Below are 15,286 nucleotides of genomic sequence, written 5' to 3' on the forward strand. Positions count from 1 at the left end.
GCGGTTCGTGCGAATGTAAGTTCAGTACGTTATTGCTTTTGAACGGCAATCCGCCGCTTTCCCAATTTAACATGACAAGAACAGGTTAAGTTTGTCCTGTCCAGCCCGGCCCTCCCATTTAGGCCATTTGCAGGCAATAATGGGAATTAAATGGGGAGCCTTTCAAGCTCTAACACCAGTTTATAAAGGCTTACGTTCAAATGTCTATGTTTGACAGGCTAGAGGCCTTGTTTCTTGAAATTGAACAGAAAACAGGGCTCAAAAAACACAGAATTCTCCTGGAAGCTGGTATTGATCCCGCTCAGTATCGGGCCTATAAACGCGCCTCTCGCAGCTTGTCGGACGATATGCTGGAACGCCTCGGAAAGTCTGAACAGGTGCATGTTTCCGTGACCCGTTTGAAGGCGTGGAAGGCCATTGATGAATTTGGCTCGGAAGTCCTGCAGGAAGCCATTGCCGTGCTTCAGGCCGAACAGGACGCCTGAGCCGGGGCCGAGCTTTGGGCGCACAGACGAGTAGGAGAAGCCTAACCTTGCGGCGTCTGGCTTTGCGATTTCGCAGGGTGCGGGAGGATGACATCCTCTTTGATTTTTCCATCCAGCAGCCGTATGACCCGATCCGTTTTTTCGGACAAGGCCTGCTCGTGGGTGACAATCACAAACGTGACCTGCTCCTCCTGATGAATTTCCCGCATGAGTTCGTAGACAGCGTTGCTGGTCTGAGAGTCCAGCGCGCCGGTGGGCTCATCGGCAAACACGATTTTGGGGTTATTGACCAGGGCCCGGGCGATAGCCACCCGTTGATTCTGCCCGCCTGACAGTTGTCCGGGGCGATGATGCAGCCGATCGGCCAGCCCGATTCGCTCCAGCAAGTGTCGCGCCTTGGCTATGCCCTGACTGCTCAGGGTTTTGCCAATGCGTAGCGGAATCAGCACATTTTCCAGGGCCGTAAATTCCGGCAGCAACATGTGGGCCTGAAAGATAAAACCCATTTCCCGGTTCCTAAACTCGGAGCGACGGGCTTCTCCCCACTGGGACGACTCCTCGCCCAGATACTTCAGGGCGCCGCCGGTGGGCCGATCCAGCAAACCCAGCACGTTCATCAGGGTGCTTTTCCCGGAGCCGCTGGGCCCTACAATGCTGAGAAACTCTCCCTGATGAATGGTGAGACTGATATCATTGAGGGCGTACACCGGTTGGGCGTCGCCGTAGACTTTCATCAGCTTTTCGGTTTGCAGGAGTACGGTGTCATTCATGGTGGGCTGCGCTGTGGTCACTGGTTAATGGCTTCTACGGGGTCCAGGCGGCTGGCCCGCCAGGCCGGGAATAAACTGGCCAGAATGCTGCTAATCAGGGCGTAAATGATGGCCAGAATGGCGTATTCCGTGTTCATGACCGTGGGGGGGCGTTGAATCCCCAGAATGGTTTCGCTTTTGGCCATAGGGCTCAAATTGTAGAGGGTAATCAGGCCGTAGGCCCCGATGAACCCGGCCACAATGCCTAACAGACTCAAGCCGATCCCCTGAATGATAAACAGGCGCATGATGGCGTTGGGGGCTGTGCCCATCGCTTTCAGAATGCCGATTTCCCGTGATTTTGAGGCGACCACCATGATCAGGATGCTGGTGATGCTGGTGGCCGCCGCAAACACGATCAAAAAGTTAATGACCGCAATAATCACCCGGAAGTTGCCAATCTGATCCAGGAAAATCTTGTTGTCCTCCATCCAGCTGCGGGCTTTCAGTTGGTAGAGGTTGGCCAGCACGCGAGCCGTATTTTCAGCCTGATAAATATCGGTAATTTTCAGGCCGATATTGGTGACCTGATTATCCAGGCGCAGCAATTTCTGGGCGGACTCCAGCGGTTGCACAACGGTGCTTAAATCCTGCTGATAGACACCCGTTTTAATGAGCCCGGAAACTTTGTAACTGCGATTTCCGTAGGGGGTGATGAGCTGGACGCGATCGCCCAGACCAGCGTTGAGTTCCTCGGCCAGAGCGCTTCCCAGAAAAACGTCGTTGGGTCCCATGGCCTCCAGATTGCCCTCGATCACATCGGTCTGGAGGCTGGAAACGGCCACTTCCAGCGAGGGAACAATGCCTTGCAGACTGGCAGTCCGGTTTTGGCTGCCTTTGACGATAATGACCTGCTCTCTCACGCTGGGGGCCACCGCCGTTACCCCGGGAAAGCGCCCCAGTTCGGTCATTAGTCGCTTGTAGGCCGAGATATTGCGACGTCGGGTATTGGTTTGATCTGAAAACAGTACCTGCGTTTGCGGACTTTCCTGCTGTAGCAGGGTTTCCACGGCTTGCCGGGTGCGAGGCATGGTGTCCAGCTCCCGGGTCAGGGTAATGTGCGGGGCGTTCTGCACGGTTTTATCCAGAAAATACTGAAAAAAGCTCAGGTTGATGGAGGGGATAAACACAATCAGGGCCACCCCAATGCCCACTGCCAGCATAATAATCAGCGATTGCTTGAGGTTGGCCGAGACATAGCGGCTGGCGATGTACACTTCAATGGGCAGGATGTCTATGAATCTGGCAGCCACGGCGCTAGGGTTTCTTGTTGTCTGTTGTGGGAGGAGCGGGATGCACTTTTTTCTTGGTCAACAGGGTGTCATTGGCTATGGTGGCCACCCAGTCCCCTTCGTTCAGTCCGGCGTTCACCCGAAAGTTCTCCATGGACAGCCGCTCTCCCTGAACGGCCTTCTTGCGGATGCGCTGATTTTGAATTTGATAGACAAACCAGCGGTTGCCTTCTTTTTTCACCGCGGAGGCGGGGAGTATCAGGGCCTGCTTCAAGCGTCGGGTCAGGATGCTGACATCGGCGGTCATGCCGGGCATCAGGCCGATGCCCTTTAACTTGGGCCATTCACTGTCCAGCAGGGTCACATGGGCTTCCACGGTGCCATTATCCTGATTAACCTGATGCCCAAGGCGTTTTATCTTGCCCTTCAGCGCCACATCGGGAAACGCGTCCAGCACCACCAGTGCGGTGTCTCGTATCTGCACCTTGGACAAATCATTTTCCTCCACCGAGCAAAGCACTTCCAGCGTGTGAGGGTCCACCACGGTCAGTATGCTTTCTCCGGGACGGCCCAAATCCCCGGGATCTTTGGGGCGATCCACCACCAGCGCGTAGAGGTTGCTGTGGATGGCATAGTCCCGAACCTGAGCCCGGACGGCCTTGGCGTTATCCTGGGCGGCACGGTAGGCGGCGAAGGCGGCAGCCAGTTCTGGCCGGGTGGGCCCGTTTTCCGCCTGAGTCAACTGGGTAATCAGTTGCGCTTTCTGGTTTATGACCGCGCGCAAAGTGGCCTGGGCCTGTTCCACCCGTTGGCTGCCGGTACTGGCTTGCAGTTGGGCGTTGTCGTTCTCCTGGGCGCTGACCAGTTCCTGCTGAAAGAGTTCCTGAAAGCGCCGTGCGTTTTTTCGGGCATCGATTAACTGGGCCTCCGCCAGATTTAGGGCGGCTTGCGCCTCTTCAATACGATGATCGGCCTCGATCAGGCGTTGTTTCCGGTACTGGATCTCTTCGGGACGGGTTCCTTGTTTCAGGTTCAGGTAGGTTTCCTGACTTTGCCGAACCTGAGCCATGGCCTGCTGTAACTGGGCCTTTTGTTCATCGCTTTCCAGTTGCACCAGCAATTGTCCGGGCTGAATCAGATCCCCTTCATCCACGGTAATATTGGTGATCCGGGCTGTTACTGGCGGGCTGAAGTCAATGGTGGTGTCGCCTTGCACCTCGCCAGTAACAGTCAGGGTGGCGATAACGTTCTGACGGTGGAGCTGGACGGCGGGAACCGGTTCGCCTTGATTGACCAGAAAGGTGAGGCAAAGAGCTGTCCCTGTCAGGACGATACCGGTTATGATCCATTTTTTTTGCATGATGAGGCCATCAATCCAGTGTTTAAGCGTTTAAAAGAGGAAAGCCAGCCCAGTGAAACGGGCGGTTAATCCCTACTATTAAACCTTAAAAACAGCCTTGCAAAAATGACCCGGCAAAAATGGGCCTGCACATAGCGGGCTTACTGCGGCGTTAGCACATACTGCCTTTGCTGACGGCCAGTTTTTGAAGCACCACATCCGTGTGATGTCTCATTGCGTTGTCCTGATCGGAGCGCTCATCCAGCCGGATGGTGGTAATAACCCGTCGGGCCCCTTCTTGAAAAGGGGCCTGGTGCATGCGTTCCAAAACCCGCAGCACGTCCTCTCGTTCGCCCTCAATGGTGGTGGACATGGGATTGATTTGATACTGAAGACTGCTGTTGGCTTCCACCGCCTTTTTCAGGGCCCTTTCCGCGGCTACCACGTAGTCGCTTTCGGTGGGCTCCTGTGTGCCAATGGGATCCACGGCGATTTCCGCAATCAGACGACTCATGGGGGCTACCTCCATTCTCTCTTTTTCAGTTCAGTTCTTTTTAGTGCAAACCTCTTTTAGTCCTTGAAGCCGCTTTGGGTTTGCCTCAGGGCTTCGGGCTTCATTCTGAATCAGGTGTTTTTCTTTAACCATTCTCCAGTTGGAGACCCGCTGTTAATAAACCATTCAGGGAAGCGCTCTATGAGGGCTTCCCTGAGTGGTTTAACCAGAATTGGCTGCAGTGGTGTTAAAGTGTGGCAGGCACCGCTTCAATAATGGACACCATGGTCGAAACCGGAATAATGCGGAGCAAAGAGAATCCAGCCTGAGCAAGCAGGGCTTCATACTCCGCCCGGGTACGCTCCCGACCGCCGGGGGTCATCACCAGCATGTTCAGATCCATCAGGGTACTGTTGATGGCGTTGGGGCCGGGCAGAATGACGGTTTCCGCCAATAACAGTTTTCCGTTGGGGCGAATGACCCGGCGGATGTTCTTCAATATCTCCAGAGATTTACTGTCGCTCCAGTCGTGAATGATGTGCGACATAATGTAACCATCGGCGTTGGCCGGAACGGCCTGGAAGAAGTCGCCTCCTTCCGCTTTGGCCCGATCGCTCACCCCATCCTGCTCAAAGATGGCCGCCGCGCCATTGACCACATGGGGCAAGTCAAACACCACCCCGCTCAGCTGTGGATGCTGCTTCAGGATGCTGGCCAGAAGCCTGCCATGGCCGCCGCCCACGTCAATCAGTTGCTCGAATTGGCCAAAATCGTAAGCCGCCGTGACTTGGGACACTTCATTTTCCACAAAGGAGGTCATGGCCGCGTTGAAAAGGTCACCGGCCCGCTGGTTTTTCTCCATATAATCGAAACACTGGGTGCCAAATTCCATTTCAAAGGGAGTCTGACCCGTTTTTACGCCATCCAGCAGCCGGTTCCAGGCCGTCAGATGTTCTTCCCCCATCATTAATACAATGGCTCGCATGCTGTTGGGCACGTTTTCCCGCAGCAGTTGTCCCAAAGGGGAAAGCGAAAACTGGTCGTTGTCATGGGATTCTAAGAGGCCCATGGCGCTGCTGGCACGCAACAGGCGGAATAAAAAGTCCGGGTTGGCCTCCAGGCGATCGGCCAGTGTTTGGGCACTGGCGGGCCCGTTTTTCAATTCTTCGGGAACGCCCAGCTTGGTCAGGGTGTAAATGGCCTGAGATACCCAGTAACCGGTGATGTATTGCATCATCATCCCGAATGGAGAACACTGGGACTGGGGGGCGGATAATTGTGCTTGCATTGTGTTTAACTTTCCTGGTATCGACAAAGAACAGGGCCATTATCCCCGAGGTGGGGGTGTTGTGTCTATTTGCTTTTCCCGGGTGGCTCAGCGTTTGGCCCAATGGGGTCCTGGCTTCAAGATGGTTCAGTCTCTCTGCTCTATGCGTTTGCCTCCAGGTGTTTGCAAAACTGCCTACCGCTCAGGCAAACCATGGGATTGCCGCTGGCAAGATCTGCCAGGCCTTCATCTTCACTCGCTGGGCTCAAACAGGTAAAAATTTCTTGGGAAGGGTTGCTGATCCAAAGTCTAGACAGACGGCCAATGTCAGTTTTGCTCTCGATTTTTTATGCTGGATCACATGTCCGTCTGGCAGGGAACTACTTACCTGCAAACTTTGACGCCTGCGTTTACATCCATTTTAAAGGCTTCTGAAAAGGCTTTTGACATGTCCATTCCACCCGGCAAGCTCAGTCCCGTTTCTGCGGTTACCAAAAAACTGGTGGCCGATCATAACGACATGACCCAGCTGATGGACCAGCTGATTCGCTGTCTGGAGGAGATTTGCCAACATCAGGCCAGCCAGTCTCTCAGTGAGGCCCGGGCGGTGGCTGAAGAATTGGTGCAGCGCATGAATGTGCATGCCGCTTGTGAAGATCAGGTTATTTTCCCGGCTTTGTCTAAATATCACCCCATTCCCATGCTGGAGATTGAGCATGAGGAAGTGTTATTGCAACGGGCCGCTGTGGTCACCGGCATCCTGAATTATACATTTCCGGAAGATTGCAATGAAAAATTGCTGACACAGGCAAATGCCTTCGTGGACTTGGTGAAGCGTCACTTCGCCAAGGAGGAAAAAGCTGTTTTTCCCTTGCTGGAAAAAAGTTTAACGCCTTCGGAAAAACATCAGGTGATGGCCCGCATGGAGGATATTCTGGCCAAATCCCGGGTGATGCCCATTGAATCGTCCGAACCTTCTTCCAGACGCTATCTTCAGTTTCATTTCCCTATTGAGCAGCCCGTCACGCACCAGTTGCATACGGAGTCCCTTCTGGAAACGCCCAACGTTCAGCTCAAGGTTTGGGAACTGCAGGCCGGGACCGCTTTGGCGACCCATTGGACGCCCATGAAAGCGGTGATTTTACTGTACGCCGGAAAGGCCCAGTGGATGGGGCCCGATGCCACGGTTGAACTGTCCGCCGGGGATGGCATTTATATGGATGCCAAACTGGCTCACTCCCTGAAAGCCCAAACCGATTGCCGGTTTTTACTGATGTTGCAGAAAGAATAGGCCTTGCGAACAGGTCTTACAGGATGCGGTACATGCGGTTGAAATACTCCAGCATCATGCGATCCGAGTGAAAATAGATTTCTGAGTTGTGAATGGACTGGGCCATCAGGGCGGCCCAACGGGCAGGGTCCTGGTAATAAGTGGGAATGATGTCCGTTTCCAGAATGTCCATCAGGGATTCGTAATCCTGCCGGTCTCGCTCATCCCGCTGGCAAACCGGGGCTTCTGAAATGCGGTTGCACGTTTCGCAGTGGCCTTCCGGGTTGATGATATAGCCGTTGATGTGGTGGAACGTTCCCTCTACGGCCCAGCCATCGTAAGTGGAAAAATGCACCGCGCCGTTCATGCTGGCTGACATACCCGACGTGCCGGAGGCCTCCAGTGGGCGTAATGGCGTATTGAGCCAGACATCCGCGCCGCATTTCAGTTGCTTGCTGAGGGTGAGTTCATAGTTCAGCAATACGGCAATATTGGGCAATGCCTGACTGTAGCTGAGAACCTGATTGAACAACTGACGCCCCTTGGCATCGTTGGGATGAAAACGCCCGGCAAAAATTAGTTGGATCTGATTGGATTGCAGGCGCTTTTTTAAACGATTCAGATCTCTGAAGATGAGCGTGGGCCGCTTGTACTCCGTAAACCGCCTGGCCCAGACAATGGTTAACACATCGGGGTTCAGTTTTTTCCCGGTTTCTTGTTCCACACGCTGGAACAAGGATGCTTTCATCTGTCGCTTCAGGGACAACAAACGCCCCGAGGCGCCCGCCTGCCGAAATCGGGAATCCTGCCAGTAATGGAGGTTGACCGAGTTGGTAATGGCGATAATGGGGCATCGGTTTTCCAGCGTTTCCCAAAGTTCATTGGCCACTTTTCCATGGATAAGAGACACCCCGTTGGCAATGCGACACATCCGCAGGGCCGCCGCGGTCAGAGAAAACGGGCTGCCTCCCTGGGCGATGGCGATGGCTTCAGTCGTTTGACCAAAGTACCCCGCCTGGGTCAGTAATTGGGCATCGTGCGTTTCATTCCCCGCGGCGATGGGGGTATGGGTGGTAAAAACACACTGCTGACGCACCGCTTCCAGATCTCCACCCGCCGCCGCAAGCAGTTGAAAGAGCAGTGGCGCCGAGTGCCCTTCGTTCAGGTGATAGACATCGGGCAGTGGCCCGACTTGTCGCAAAATCTGGTAGCCCCCAATGCCCAGTACCATTTCCTGACCGATGCGTGTCCGCTCGTCGCTGTCATACAGCTTCTCCGTGTATCGGCGAGCGGCGGGCGGATTTTCAGGGGTATCGGTGGATAAAAAATAAACGGGAGCCGTGCCAAAGCGCTGCGGAGGCAGGTAGTAGGCTTTGACCCGCACCGGCTGATCAAATATCGGAATCACCGCACTGAGGCCGGTTTCTTCCAGCCCGTCCCGGCTCCAGCTTCTGTATTCAATCTCCGCTGTGGTCGCCGATGTGAGTTTCTGTTGACCGTAGCCTTGTGACCAGAGGATGGAAATTCCGATGAGGGGCATTTCCATTTCCCAGGCGGAACGCAGGAGACTTCCGGCCAAAAAGCCCAGGCCGCCCGCGTAAGTGGGAATGGACTGATCAATGGCTACCTCCATGGAAAAGTAGGCAATAGTGGGCAGGCTCATGGATCCTTTTCCGTTTTCAATGTCTCACGCCCCGCTTGGGGGAACAACCGTGTTTTCAAGGCGAGGCGTCCCGGGTGATGTCGACCGCCGGAATACGAAAGTGTTGTGGAGAAAGCCAGTGCAGCCGATGTCCACTGGTTTTGGGCTGTAGCAACAGGAACACAAAAAGGAGAACGCCAAGGATGATGAACCAGTAAATTGCCCGATGGATCAGGACGGTGTTCATGGTGATGCGCTCCTGGTGGTTGTGTATGCTGTTTCGGATCGACTTGTCAAAAGGCCGATGGAAAGGTTTCCGGAATTTCACCCTGCTCCCAGTGGATATTTCGCTCCAGTGGCTGGACGGCCCGGGTGTTGTCCAGGTGAATAACGGCGTCAAACTGCTGGCTTAAACGGGCCTGAAAATAATGACTCTGGCGTTCGGTTCCGGGTTGATAAATCACCCCGATGGCCCGCTCCAGTCGGGGGCCTTGCAGTGTCAGGGCCAGTTCGGGATCCCGTTTAAAACCCAGCCAGAAGTCGGGAGCATCCAGCTGATGAAAAAGCTGCTCGTAGCTTTTTTCCAGTGCGGGCCGGACCTGCCGTTTCAGCGGAAGGCCGTCCCAGCTTTCAGCGGCCGTGACGGTGCCGGTATACGTGGTGAATCCGATGGCGTAACACTGCGGCCCGTAGCGCTGCCGCAGCAATTGACCGATGTTCCATTCCCCTTGCCAACCCATCTCAGTGGCTCGGGCATCTCCAATATGGGAGTTGTGGGCCCATATCACCACTTTGGCCGGTTGGCCGTTCTGTTGCCGCAAATGCTGCAGTAAGGCCTGCAAGGTCTCGGCCATGTGGGCGTCCCGCAAGTTCCAGGATTGGACGGCACCGGCGAACATCGTTCGGTAATAGCGCTCTGCGTTCCGAATCAGCCGTGCGTTTTGCTCAATGTTGAACCACAGTTCCCGTTGCTCGCCGCTGTCGTTTGCAGGACGATTCAATCGGGCCTGTTGCAAGTCCATCAGTTGCTGAACAACGGGCTCCCGGCAATTCGCCTTGATGCCAATGCTAGCGTTATAGGCATACTTCTGAATGTTGCCCAGATAGGGATCAAAACAGGCGTAACGGGCGCGGGCCATCTGACCGGCAGCGGGATCGATGTCATCCAGCAGTTTCAGCACGGTCTGTATGGAGGTGGAGAGGCTGTATAAATCCAGTCCATAAAAGCCGATTTTGGGACCCTGATTGGGAATGTCGGCGAATAGACCGTCATTGTATGTTCGGAGCCATTGCAGAAAGTTGACCACATTGGTATTTCGCCACATCCAGGCTGGAAATCGCCGGAAGCCACCCAATGCCTCCTCGACAGATTGACTGTCTCCCTGCCCCTGCACATACCGATTGGCCTGATAGGCATCGGGCCAGTCCGCTTCTACCGCGACGGCGTGAAATCCTTTTTCCACAAGCAACCGCCGGGTCAGGAGGGCCCTTTCCCGGTAAAACTCGTGGGTGCCATGGGAAGCCTCGCCAATGGATACATAGCAAGCGTCGCCAATGTCCTCGAGCAGCGCGTCGTAGTCATGGGCGCCGCCATCCAGTGGATGAAGCGAGTGGTTGATTAACTTGAAGGGAGCCAGATCTGTGGATACCGTATGCATGAGAATCCCCGTCTCCGTAGGGATATTTTAAATCCTGAACAGAATTTGACCATTCCTTGTCTGGCTAATTTCCGAACGCCAGGGAGGGTGCTACAGCATGCACTGTAGACACCCTCGCATGGTACAGGATTAGAACCGTTGTCAGGCCTTAAAGCCCAGAAGCAGTTGCTGAATCATGGCTATTATTTGTTGAAGCAGTTTTTCCAATTCGCTTTTAATGTCAGGCGCCGGGGGTGGGTTGGAAGTGATCTGGTAAGCGTCAATATTCTTCTTGGGTTTTGTGAGCCGGATGTTGTCCGCATCGAAGGTCTCACCCAGTAAGCCGGATGGATTGACACCATCGGCGCCGACGCCATTACCGCCGGATTTTACCGCGAAATCCAGGCGCTGTCCTTTTCCGACGGACTCAAAGAGGATGGTGTATTCTCCGGTTTGAATGAGGGTGCTGCCATCAATGGTTTTGGCGATGGAACTGTTGGGGCCCAGGGTGACGGGATCAAAATTCTTGAGTTCCTTACCATCGACAGTGGTCTTACCGGAGGCGTCAATATGAATTTTCTTGCCATCGATTACCAGATCGGCGCTTTTGGTGACCGTGGGGCGCTTGTCATTTTTGGGATCAATGATCTCCCCGGCTTTGGCGGGCACCTTCTGGAAGTCTGCCGTGAAAGAAATTCCCTTGTCTTTCAGGATGTTGAATTTTCCTTCTTTCTGAACGTCGAATCTGCCACCATCGGCTTCCCGGAAATGGGGATCGCCCCATACAAAAGCCCATTCGTTGGCGGCAATGGGTGTGTAGATATCAGGCATATAGGCTTTACCTGCCTGGGGTGCGCCGTTCAGCGTGGTGGCCAGGCTGGCCAGTGCGGCAGCTGGTTTGGGGTTGGCCGTTGTGGGGGCTTTGAGATTGGTTTGCATTTCAGCCTTCAATAAGGAAATCTGTGGACTTGTAATCCCAGTCGTGCTCATATGCGATGTCCTATTTTTACTGTGCCTATGTCGGATGATTGTCCCTTATGTTTGTATATAAAAAATATTGAATATAAATATTGATCATCTGCAATATTTAGTTACATTTTTGGGGCGCCTGAAGGCGCAAAACTTTTCAGCCGTCCAATCGGTTGGCGATGTCTCACAACACGGCAAGAATTGCCTTGTTTGGGTTTGGATTAGTCAACGCAGTCTGTTCAGATTGTCCGCCCATGATAGTCCAGCCAAATGGAGTAGCGCCCGCCCATGTCCATTCCCCGCCTCCGGTTTTCAGGTCAATGTCTCAGTCTTAGCACCCAGCCAGTTCAGCAGTCCGCCGCCAGCGCCCGGCAGCCGGGAGATAGTCCCTCATCTGGCAGGGATCGCTTTGAAGCCAGTCTGGAAACGAGAGGCGATGCCGCTACCATGGCTTCTCTACCCCGGGATGTGATGCCCCTGATTCTTGAAAAGCTGACGCTGGACCAGCCGGACAACTACGCCAGGTTTCAGGCCCTGCACGCCTTGCGGCTCAGCAGCAAGGCTATTTTTGAATGGCCGGTGCGACAGGTGGGAGACAACCTTTATCAGCGTTTGCAAGGGCAAATAAACGGGTATAAAAAACTTTGGGATGCGGTCCAGAGTCCGCAGTACTCCCCGGAGCGCTATATTGATTCCTGGGAATTGGGTCTGCTGGGACGGGGGACGCGTCAAACCCTGATCGACCGGGTGGTGGCCATGGAACCGGGGGAGCATAAAAGTTGTACCATCCTGAACCTATGTACTCGTCCCGCTGTCTTTAACGCAGCGCAGCGCGGGCAGTTGGTCCAATTGGTGCAGGGCATGGAGGAAGGTGATTCCAGAGCTGCCGCTATGGTCGCATTATCCAGAGAACTGGGCAGTCTGACTGCAAATCAGCGGGAGCAGTTAATGCAAGTTGCTGGATCGACCCGGGATGACTGGGCCAGAGCTTGTGCCATTGCGGCGTTGTCCCATGGGTTTGGCGAGCTGAATGAAAAGCAGCGCGGACAGTTGATTCGGATGGCCAAAACGCTTCGGAAGGAGTTGGACAAGTCTGTGGCTATTACCGGACTGGGGGCCAACCTTTTCCATTTAAACGCTTCACAGCGAGACAAGGTAATCGACATGTTCCAGTCCCTGGGCGACGAATTATCCAAAAACATGGCCATTGGTAGTTTGAGGGACAGCTTGCACGTTCTGAATGATGCGCAGTTTGAACGGTTGCTGGCAATGACAGAGTCCCTGCAGCATGAATCCTCCAAAGGCATGGCTATTGCCAGTTTAAGCGCCAACCCGGATGTACTGAGCGAGGCCCGACGAGGGCGGCTGTTGGCAATGGCAGAATCCTTGCGGGAAGATTATCTGAAAAGCATGGCCATTGCCGGTTTGAGCGCCAGTTTGGGGGTGTTTGATGAGGCGCAGCGAGGGCGGCTGTTAGCAATGGCAGAAGCCCTGCAGGGTGATTTTGTCAAAAGCGATGCCTTGGCCGGTTTAAGTAGGAGCATTGCTGCCCTTAGCCCTGCGCAGCAGGCCCGATTGGTGGAAATCACACAATCCCTGCAAGATGACTTTGCGCAAAGCCGGGTTCTATTCGCTTTGGGCAAAAATTTGGTTCATGTGAGCGACGATCAGCGAGATGAGGTGCTTGGCATGACTAATGCCCTACAGGAAGATAAGTATAAACAGTCTGTCCTGGAAGGTTTCAGTCTCGCTCTTGATGGGCTGAACCCCACTCAACGCGATCGGTTGCTGGAGATTGCCCAATCCATTCATGACAGCTTTCAGAAAAGTTGGGGCATTGCCCATCTGGGCTCCGGGCTGGCGCATTTAAACGAGAACCAGCGCGATCAGCTCATCCAGATGGCACAGGCGATCGAGGAACCACCGTTTCGAGGTAATGCCCTCAAAGGTCTGTCCTCAGGGCTGGCGCATTTGAGCGAGACTCAGCGTGATCAGCTGATTGAGATGACACAAGGGATTGAGGAAGATCAATTCAGAAGCACTGCCCTGAAAGGTCTGGCCTCCGGGCTGCCGCATTTGAACGCCGAGCAGCGGAATCAGTTGTTCAGCATGACCCTTGCCATGCAAGCGGAGGGTGAACAAGGCGCGGTCATCGCGGAACTGGGTAAAAACCGTGACGCTTTGAATGAAGCCGAGCGAGAGCAATTGGTAGCTTTGGCCTGTGACATGTGGCAGGATCATCCGAAGAGTGTAGCCATTGCCGGTCTGGGCGCCGGGCTTGCCCATTTGAATGAGGAGCAACGAACCCGGTTGATTGCGGCAACGAAATCCTTGAGTCGGGTTGGCTTTCAGGGCGAGGCCGTTAAGGGCTTAAGTACCGGTTTTAGAGCGCTGGTGTAGCACGGCAGCTTTTTTCGCCAGCATCCGCTGATTCAATCACTCTTGCAGGGCCGCGGCTATTGAGGAAGGCGATCCAGGTATTTTTGATATAAATTCTTTTTCTCGTTAAACGGACTGGACGCTGTGCCCACCCATGGAACGTTGGGATTGAAGTGTTCGACCCTTTTTTTCAAAAGCATCGCGACATTCTGGAAGCGTTTCATATCCCCGACCTCTGCAATGATGGGTGCATAGAACGATTCTTCCAAGGCCACGCCGAGTTCCAGCATTTTGGCAAAACATTTCTCAGCGTCTTGCTCAACCGCATGCAGGAGCGTGTCTGGCCCAATTTTAGTGGTGTCAATTATTGCTGTTAGAGGATGTCGTTTAGGAAAATTTTGACGCACAAAGAGAAAGGCCGCTTCTTCGGCTTTGCGATCCGTTTCAAAATAGCCCTTCTGGTGCAGGTTCTCAATCGCCTCTGGATTGTCAAATTTCAAAGCGGTCTGCAGCAGTCGGCCTGCCCTTGAGGACGACGGGGAAGAACTTTCCGCATTGAATTGATCCAGTGATTTCGATGCCTTCAGTGCATCCAATTCCGCCTTGAAGTGTCTTGTTTCCTCCTGGCGCTGAATGGTCTGCTTCAGTTGCTGAATTTGCTTATCCAGTCTGCATTGTTCCCGCATGGCGCAAGTTAAGGCTTCAATCACCGATTGAGTGCTTACGGTAGACTGCTTAAACTTGCTTTCAATGCTTTTAATGTCGCGGGAAAGACTGTTGTACTTTTGCTCCAGCCGTTCCTTTTGTCCGGTCAGGCTTGAAGTTTCCTGCTGGTCATCGTCCGAACTTGATGGCTGCCTAGAAAAGGCGTCTTCTTTTGAAGTGCCATCTTCCAGGCTTTGCGACCCGCTTTCAGGGGATTTCGGTTTGGGAGCCATGCCAAATTGAACGGATGGAGACCCAGGCTGTGGCGCCCGTTGCTGGATAGCGCTGTTCGAGATCACTGCATACTCCTTCGAGTGGTTTTAGCGTTTACGGGTTGTACCGTTCGAAACCGCCTCAAACTTTTTGCTTGTTAATTTATTAACTTTTGTAGCGCGTTTGAGATTGACAGGCGCAATGCCTCCGTTTCCTGGTCATGCCGGAACCGCAGTCCACCGGGATCGTTAAAGGCCAAGGTTTTGACTTGAGGGCACTGGTGACGCACGGGAGCGCAAATCTCAACCGGCCAGCCTGAAAGTGCTTTTGAGAGCCCCGTATGTGGGGCTGACAATCCTAAAGATTCTATTGTTTTTATATACATGATTGCATAAGGCCTTTTTTTGATTTTTTCCACCTGAAAGCGCGAGGTGTCTATGACATCCATTCCTTCCGGGCAGCTATCTGCCAAGCCGCCGAAACCTGCATCCCCCCCAAAATCCGACGAAAAGCCCAAAGAAGAGCCTAAAAAAGAGGAGGCGAAATCTGAAGCGCCTTCGCCTTCGCCTTCACCGTCCGCTTCGGGTAAAGCCAAAGAAGATAAGAAGCCTGAAGCGCCTTCTCCCTCGCCTTCCACTTCGGATAAACCAAAAATGCAGACAAAGTCTGGCGAGGTATCAGCTTCCGCTGCCCCCTCACCTTCGCCATCGGGAGCGCCTTCCGCTGCCCCCTCACCTTCACCTGGGGAGACGTCAGCGGCCGAGTCGACAAAGCCCCCCGCTTCTACAACCTTGCCTCAAAGCGCTCTGGAGCCCAAAGCCCAGTTTGAGGCCACTCAGGCCATGC

General features: G+C 54.0%; 14 protein-coding genes and 1 pseudogene. 4 read left to right on the forward strand and 11 right to left on the reverse strand.

Going from position 1 to position 15,286, the window contains the following annotated elements; translation table 11 throughout:
• The first annotated feature begins 200 nt into the window (after window positions 1-200).
• Window positions 201-485 carry a hypothetical protein gene (locus DF283_RS09515; RefSeq protein WP_303674559.1) on the forward strand — a complete coding sequence of 95 codons (285 nt, stop codon included), beginning with the start codon at window positions 201-203 and terminating at the stop codon, window positions 483-485.
• Between the two features lie 41 nt (window positions 486-526).
• On the opposite strand, the gene DF283_RS09520 is transcribed toward DF283_RS09515, so the two are convergent.
• From DF283_RS09520 to DF283_RS09540, 5 genes are all read right to left on the reverse strand, one after another.
• A complete protein-coding gene (locus DF283_RS09520; protein ID WP_303674560.1) occupies window positions 527-1,276 on the reverse strand; it encodes an ABC transporter ATP-binding protein in 750 nt (249 codons plus the stop codon).
• Window positions 1,273-2,547 carry an ABC transporter permease gene (locus tag DF283_RS09525; protein WP_303674561.1) on the reverse strand — a complete coding sequence of 425 codons (1,275 nt, stop codon included), beginning with the start codon at window positions 2,545-2,547 and terminating at the stop codon, window positions 1,273-1,275. The genes DF283_RS09520 and DF283_RS09525 overlap by 4 nt, the downstream gene beginning before the upstream one ends.
• 4 nt (window positions 2,548-2,551) lie before the next feature.
• Window positions 2,552-3,886 (reverse strand): efflux RND transporter periplasmic adaptor subunit, encoded by a 1,335-nt coding sequence (locus tag DF283_RS09530; protein ID WP_303674562.1) that lies wholly within the window; start codon window positions 3,884-3,886, stop codon window positions 2,552-2,554.
• Between the two features lie 151 nt (window positions 3,887-4,037).
• Window positions 4,038-4,379, reverse strand: coding sequence for an MTH1187 family thiamine-binding protein (locus DF283_RS09535; RefSeq protein WP_303674563.1), 342 nt, complete (start codon window positions 4,377-4,379; stop codon window positions 4,038-4,040).
• A gap of 226 nt (window positions 4,380-4,605) precedes the next feature.
• A complete protein-coding gene (locus DF283_RS09540) occupies window positions 4,606-5,646 on the reverse strand; it encodes a methyltransferase (protein ID WP_303674564.1) in 1,041 nt (346 codons plus the stop codon).
• A 340-nt stretch (window positions 5,647-5,986) separates the two neighbouring features.
• Here DF283_RS09540 and DF283_RS09545 point away from each other — a divergent pair, with 340 nt between their 5' ends.
• Window positions 5,987-6,916: a hemerythrin domain-containing protein gene (locus tag DF283_RS09545; RefSeq protein WP_303674565.1), complete on the forward strand. Its 930-nt coding sequence runs from the start codon at window positions 5,987-5,989 to the stop codon at window positions 6,914-6,916.
• A gap of 16 nt (window positions 6,917-6,932) precedes the next feature.
• On the opposite strand, the gene glgP is transcribed toward DF283_RS09545, so the two are convergent.
• The 4 genes from glgP to DF283_RS09565 form a co-directional block, all read right to left on the reverse strand.
• Window positions 6,933-8,558, reverse strand: a complete 1,626-nt coding sequence (glgP, locus tag DF283_RS09550) for an alpha-glucan family phosphorylase (RefSeq protein WP_303674566.1) — start codon at window positions 8,556-8,558, stop codon at window positions 6,933-6,935.
• 55 nt (window positions 8,559-8,613) lie between these two features.
• The gene (locus DF283_RS09555; RefSeq protein ID WP_303674567.1) at window positions 8,614-8,784 is read right to left on the reverse strand and encodes a hypothetical protein; all 171 of its coding nucleotides are present in this window, start codon (window positions 8,782-8,784) and stop codon (window positions 8,614-8,616) included.
• Between the two features lie 46 nt (window positions 8,785-8,830).
• Complete coding sequence (locus tag DF283_RS09560; protein ID WP_303674569.1) at window positions 8,831-10,195, reverse strand: erythromycin esterase family protein; 1,365 nt, start codon at window positions 10,193-10,195, stop codon at window positions 8,831-8,833.
• 141 nt (window positions 10,196-10,336) lie between these two features.
• Window positions 10,337-11,113 carry a hypothetical protein gene (locus tag DF283_RS09565; RefSeq protein WP_303674570.1) on the reverse strand — a complete coding sequence of 259 codons (777 nt, stop codon included), beginning with the start codon at window positions 11,111-11,113 and terminating at the stop codon, window positions 10,337-10,339.
• 318 nt (window positions 11,114-11,431) lie between these two features.
• Here DF283_RS09565 and DF283_RS09570 point away from each other — a divergent pair, with 318 nt between their 5' ends.
• Window positions 11,432-13,543: a hypothetical protein gene (locus DF283_RS09570; protein ID WP_303674571.1), complete on the forward strand. Its 2,112-nt coding sequence runs from the start codon at window positions 11,432-11,434 to the stop codon at window positions 13,541-13,543.
• Window positions 13,544-13,599: 56 nt separating this feature from the next.
• Here DF283_RS09570 and DF283_RS09575 read toward each other — a convergent pair whose 3' ends face one another.
• On the reverse strand, window positions 13,600-14,526 hold the full coding sequence (locus tag DF283_RS09575; protein ID WP_303674572.1) for a hypothetical protein: 927 nt from the start codon (window positions 14,524-14,526) through the stop codon (window positions 13,600-13,602).
• 71 nt (window positions 14,527-14,597) lie between these two features.
• Window positions 14,598-15,077, reverse strand: coding sequence for a hypothetical protein (locus tag DF283_RS09580; protein WP_303674573.1), 480 nt, complete (start codon window positions 15,075-15,077; stop codon window positions 14,598-14,600).
• 16 nt (window positions 15,078-15,093) lie between these two features.
• Here DF283_RS09580 and DF283_RS09585 point away from each other — a divergent pair.
• A pseudogene (locus tag DF283_RS09585) lies at window positions 15,094-15,286 on the forward strand (hypothetical protein); the annotation flags it as partial.

Origin of the sequence: Vampirovibrio chlorellavorus, assembly GCF_003149375.1 — a bacterium.
GTDB lineage: Bacteria > Cyanobacteriota > Vampirovibrionia > Vampirovibrionales > Vampirovibrionaceae > Vampirovibrio > Vampirovibrio chlorellavorus_B.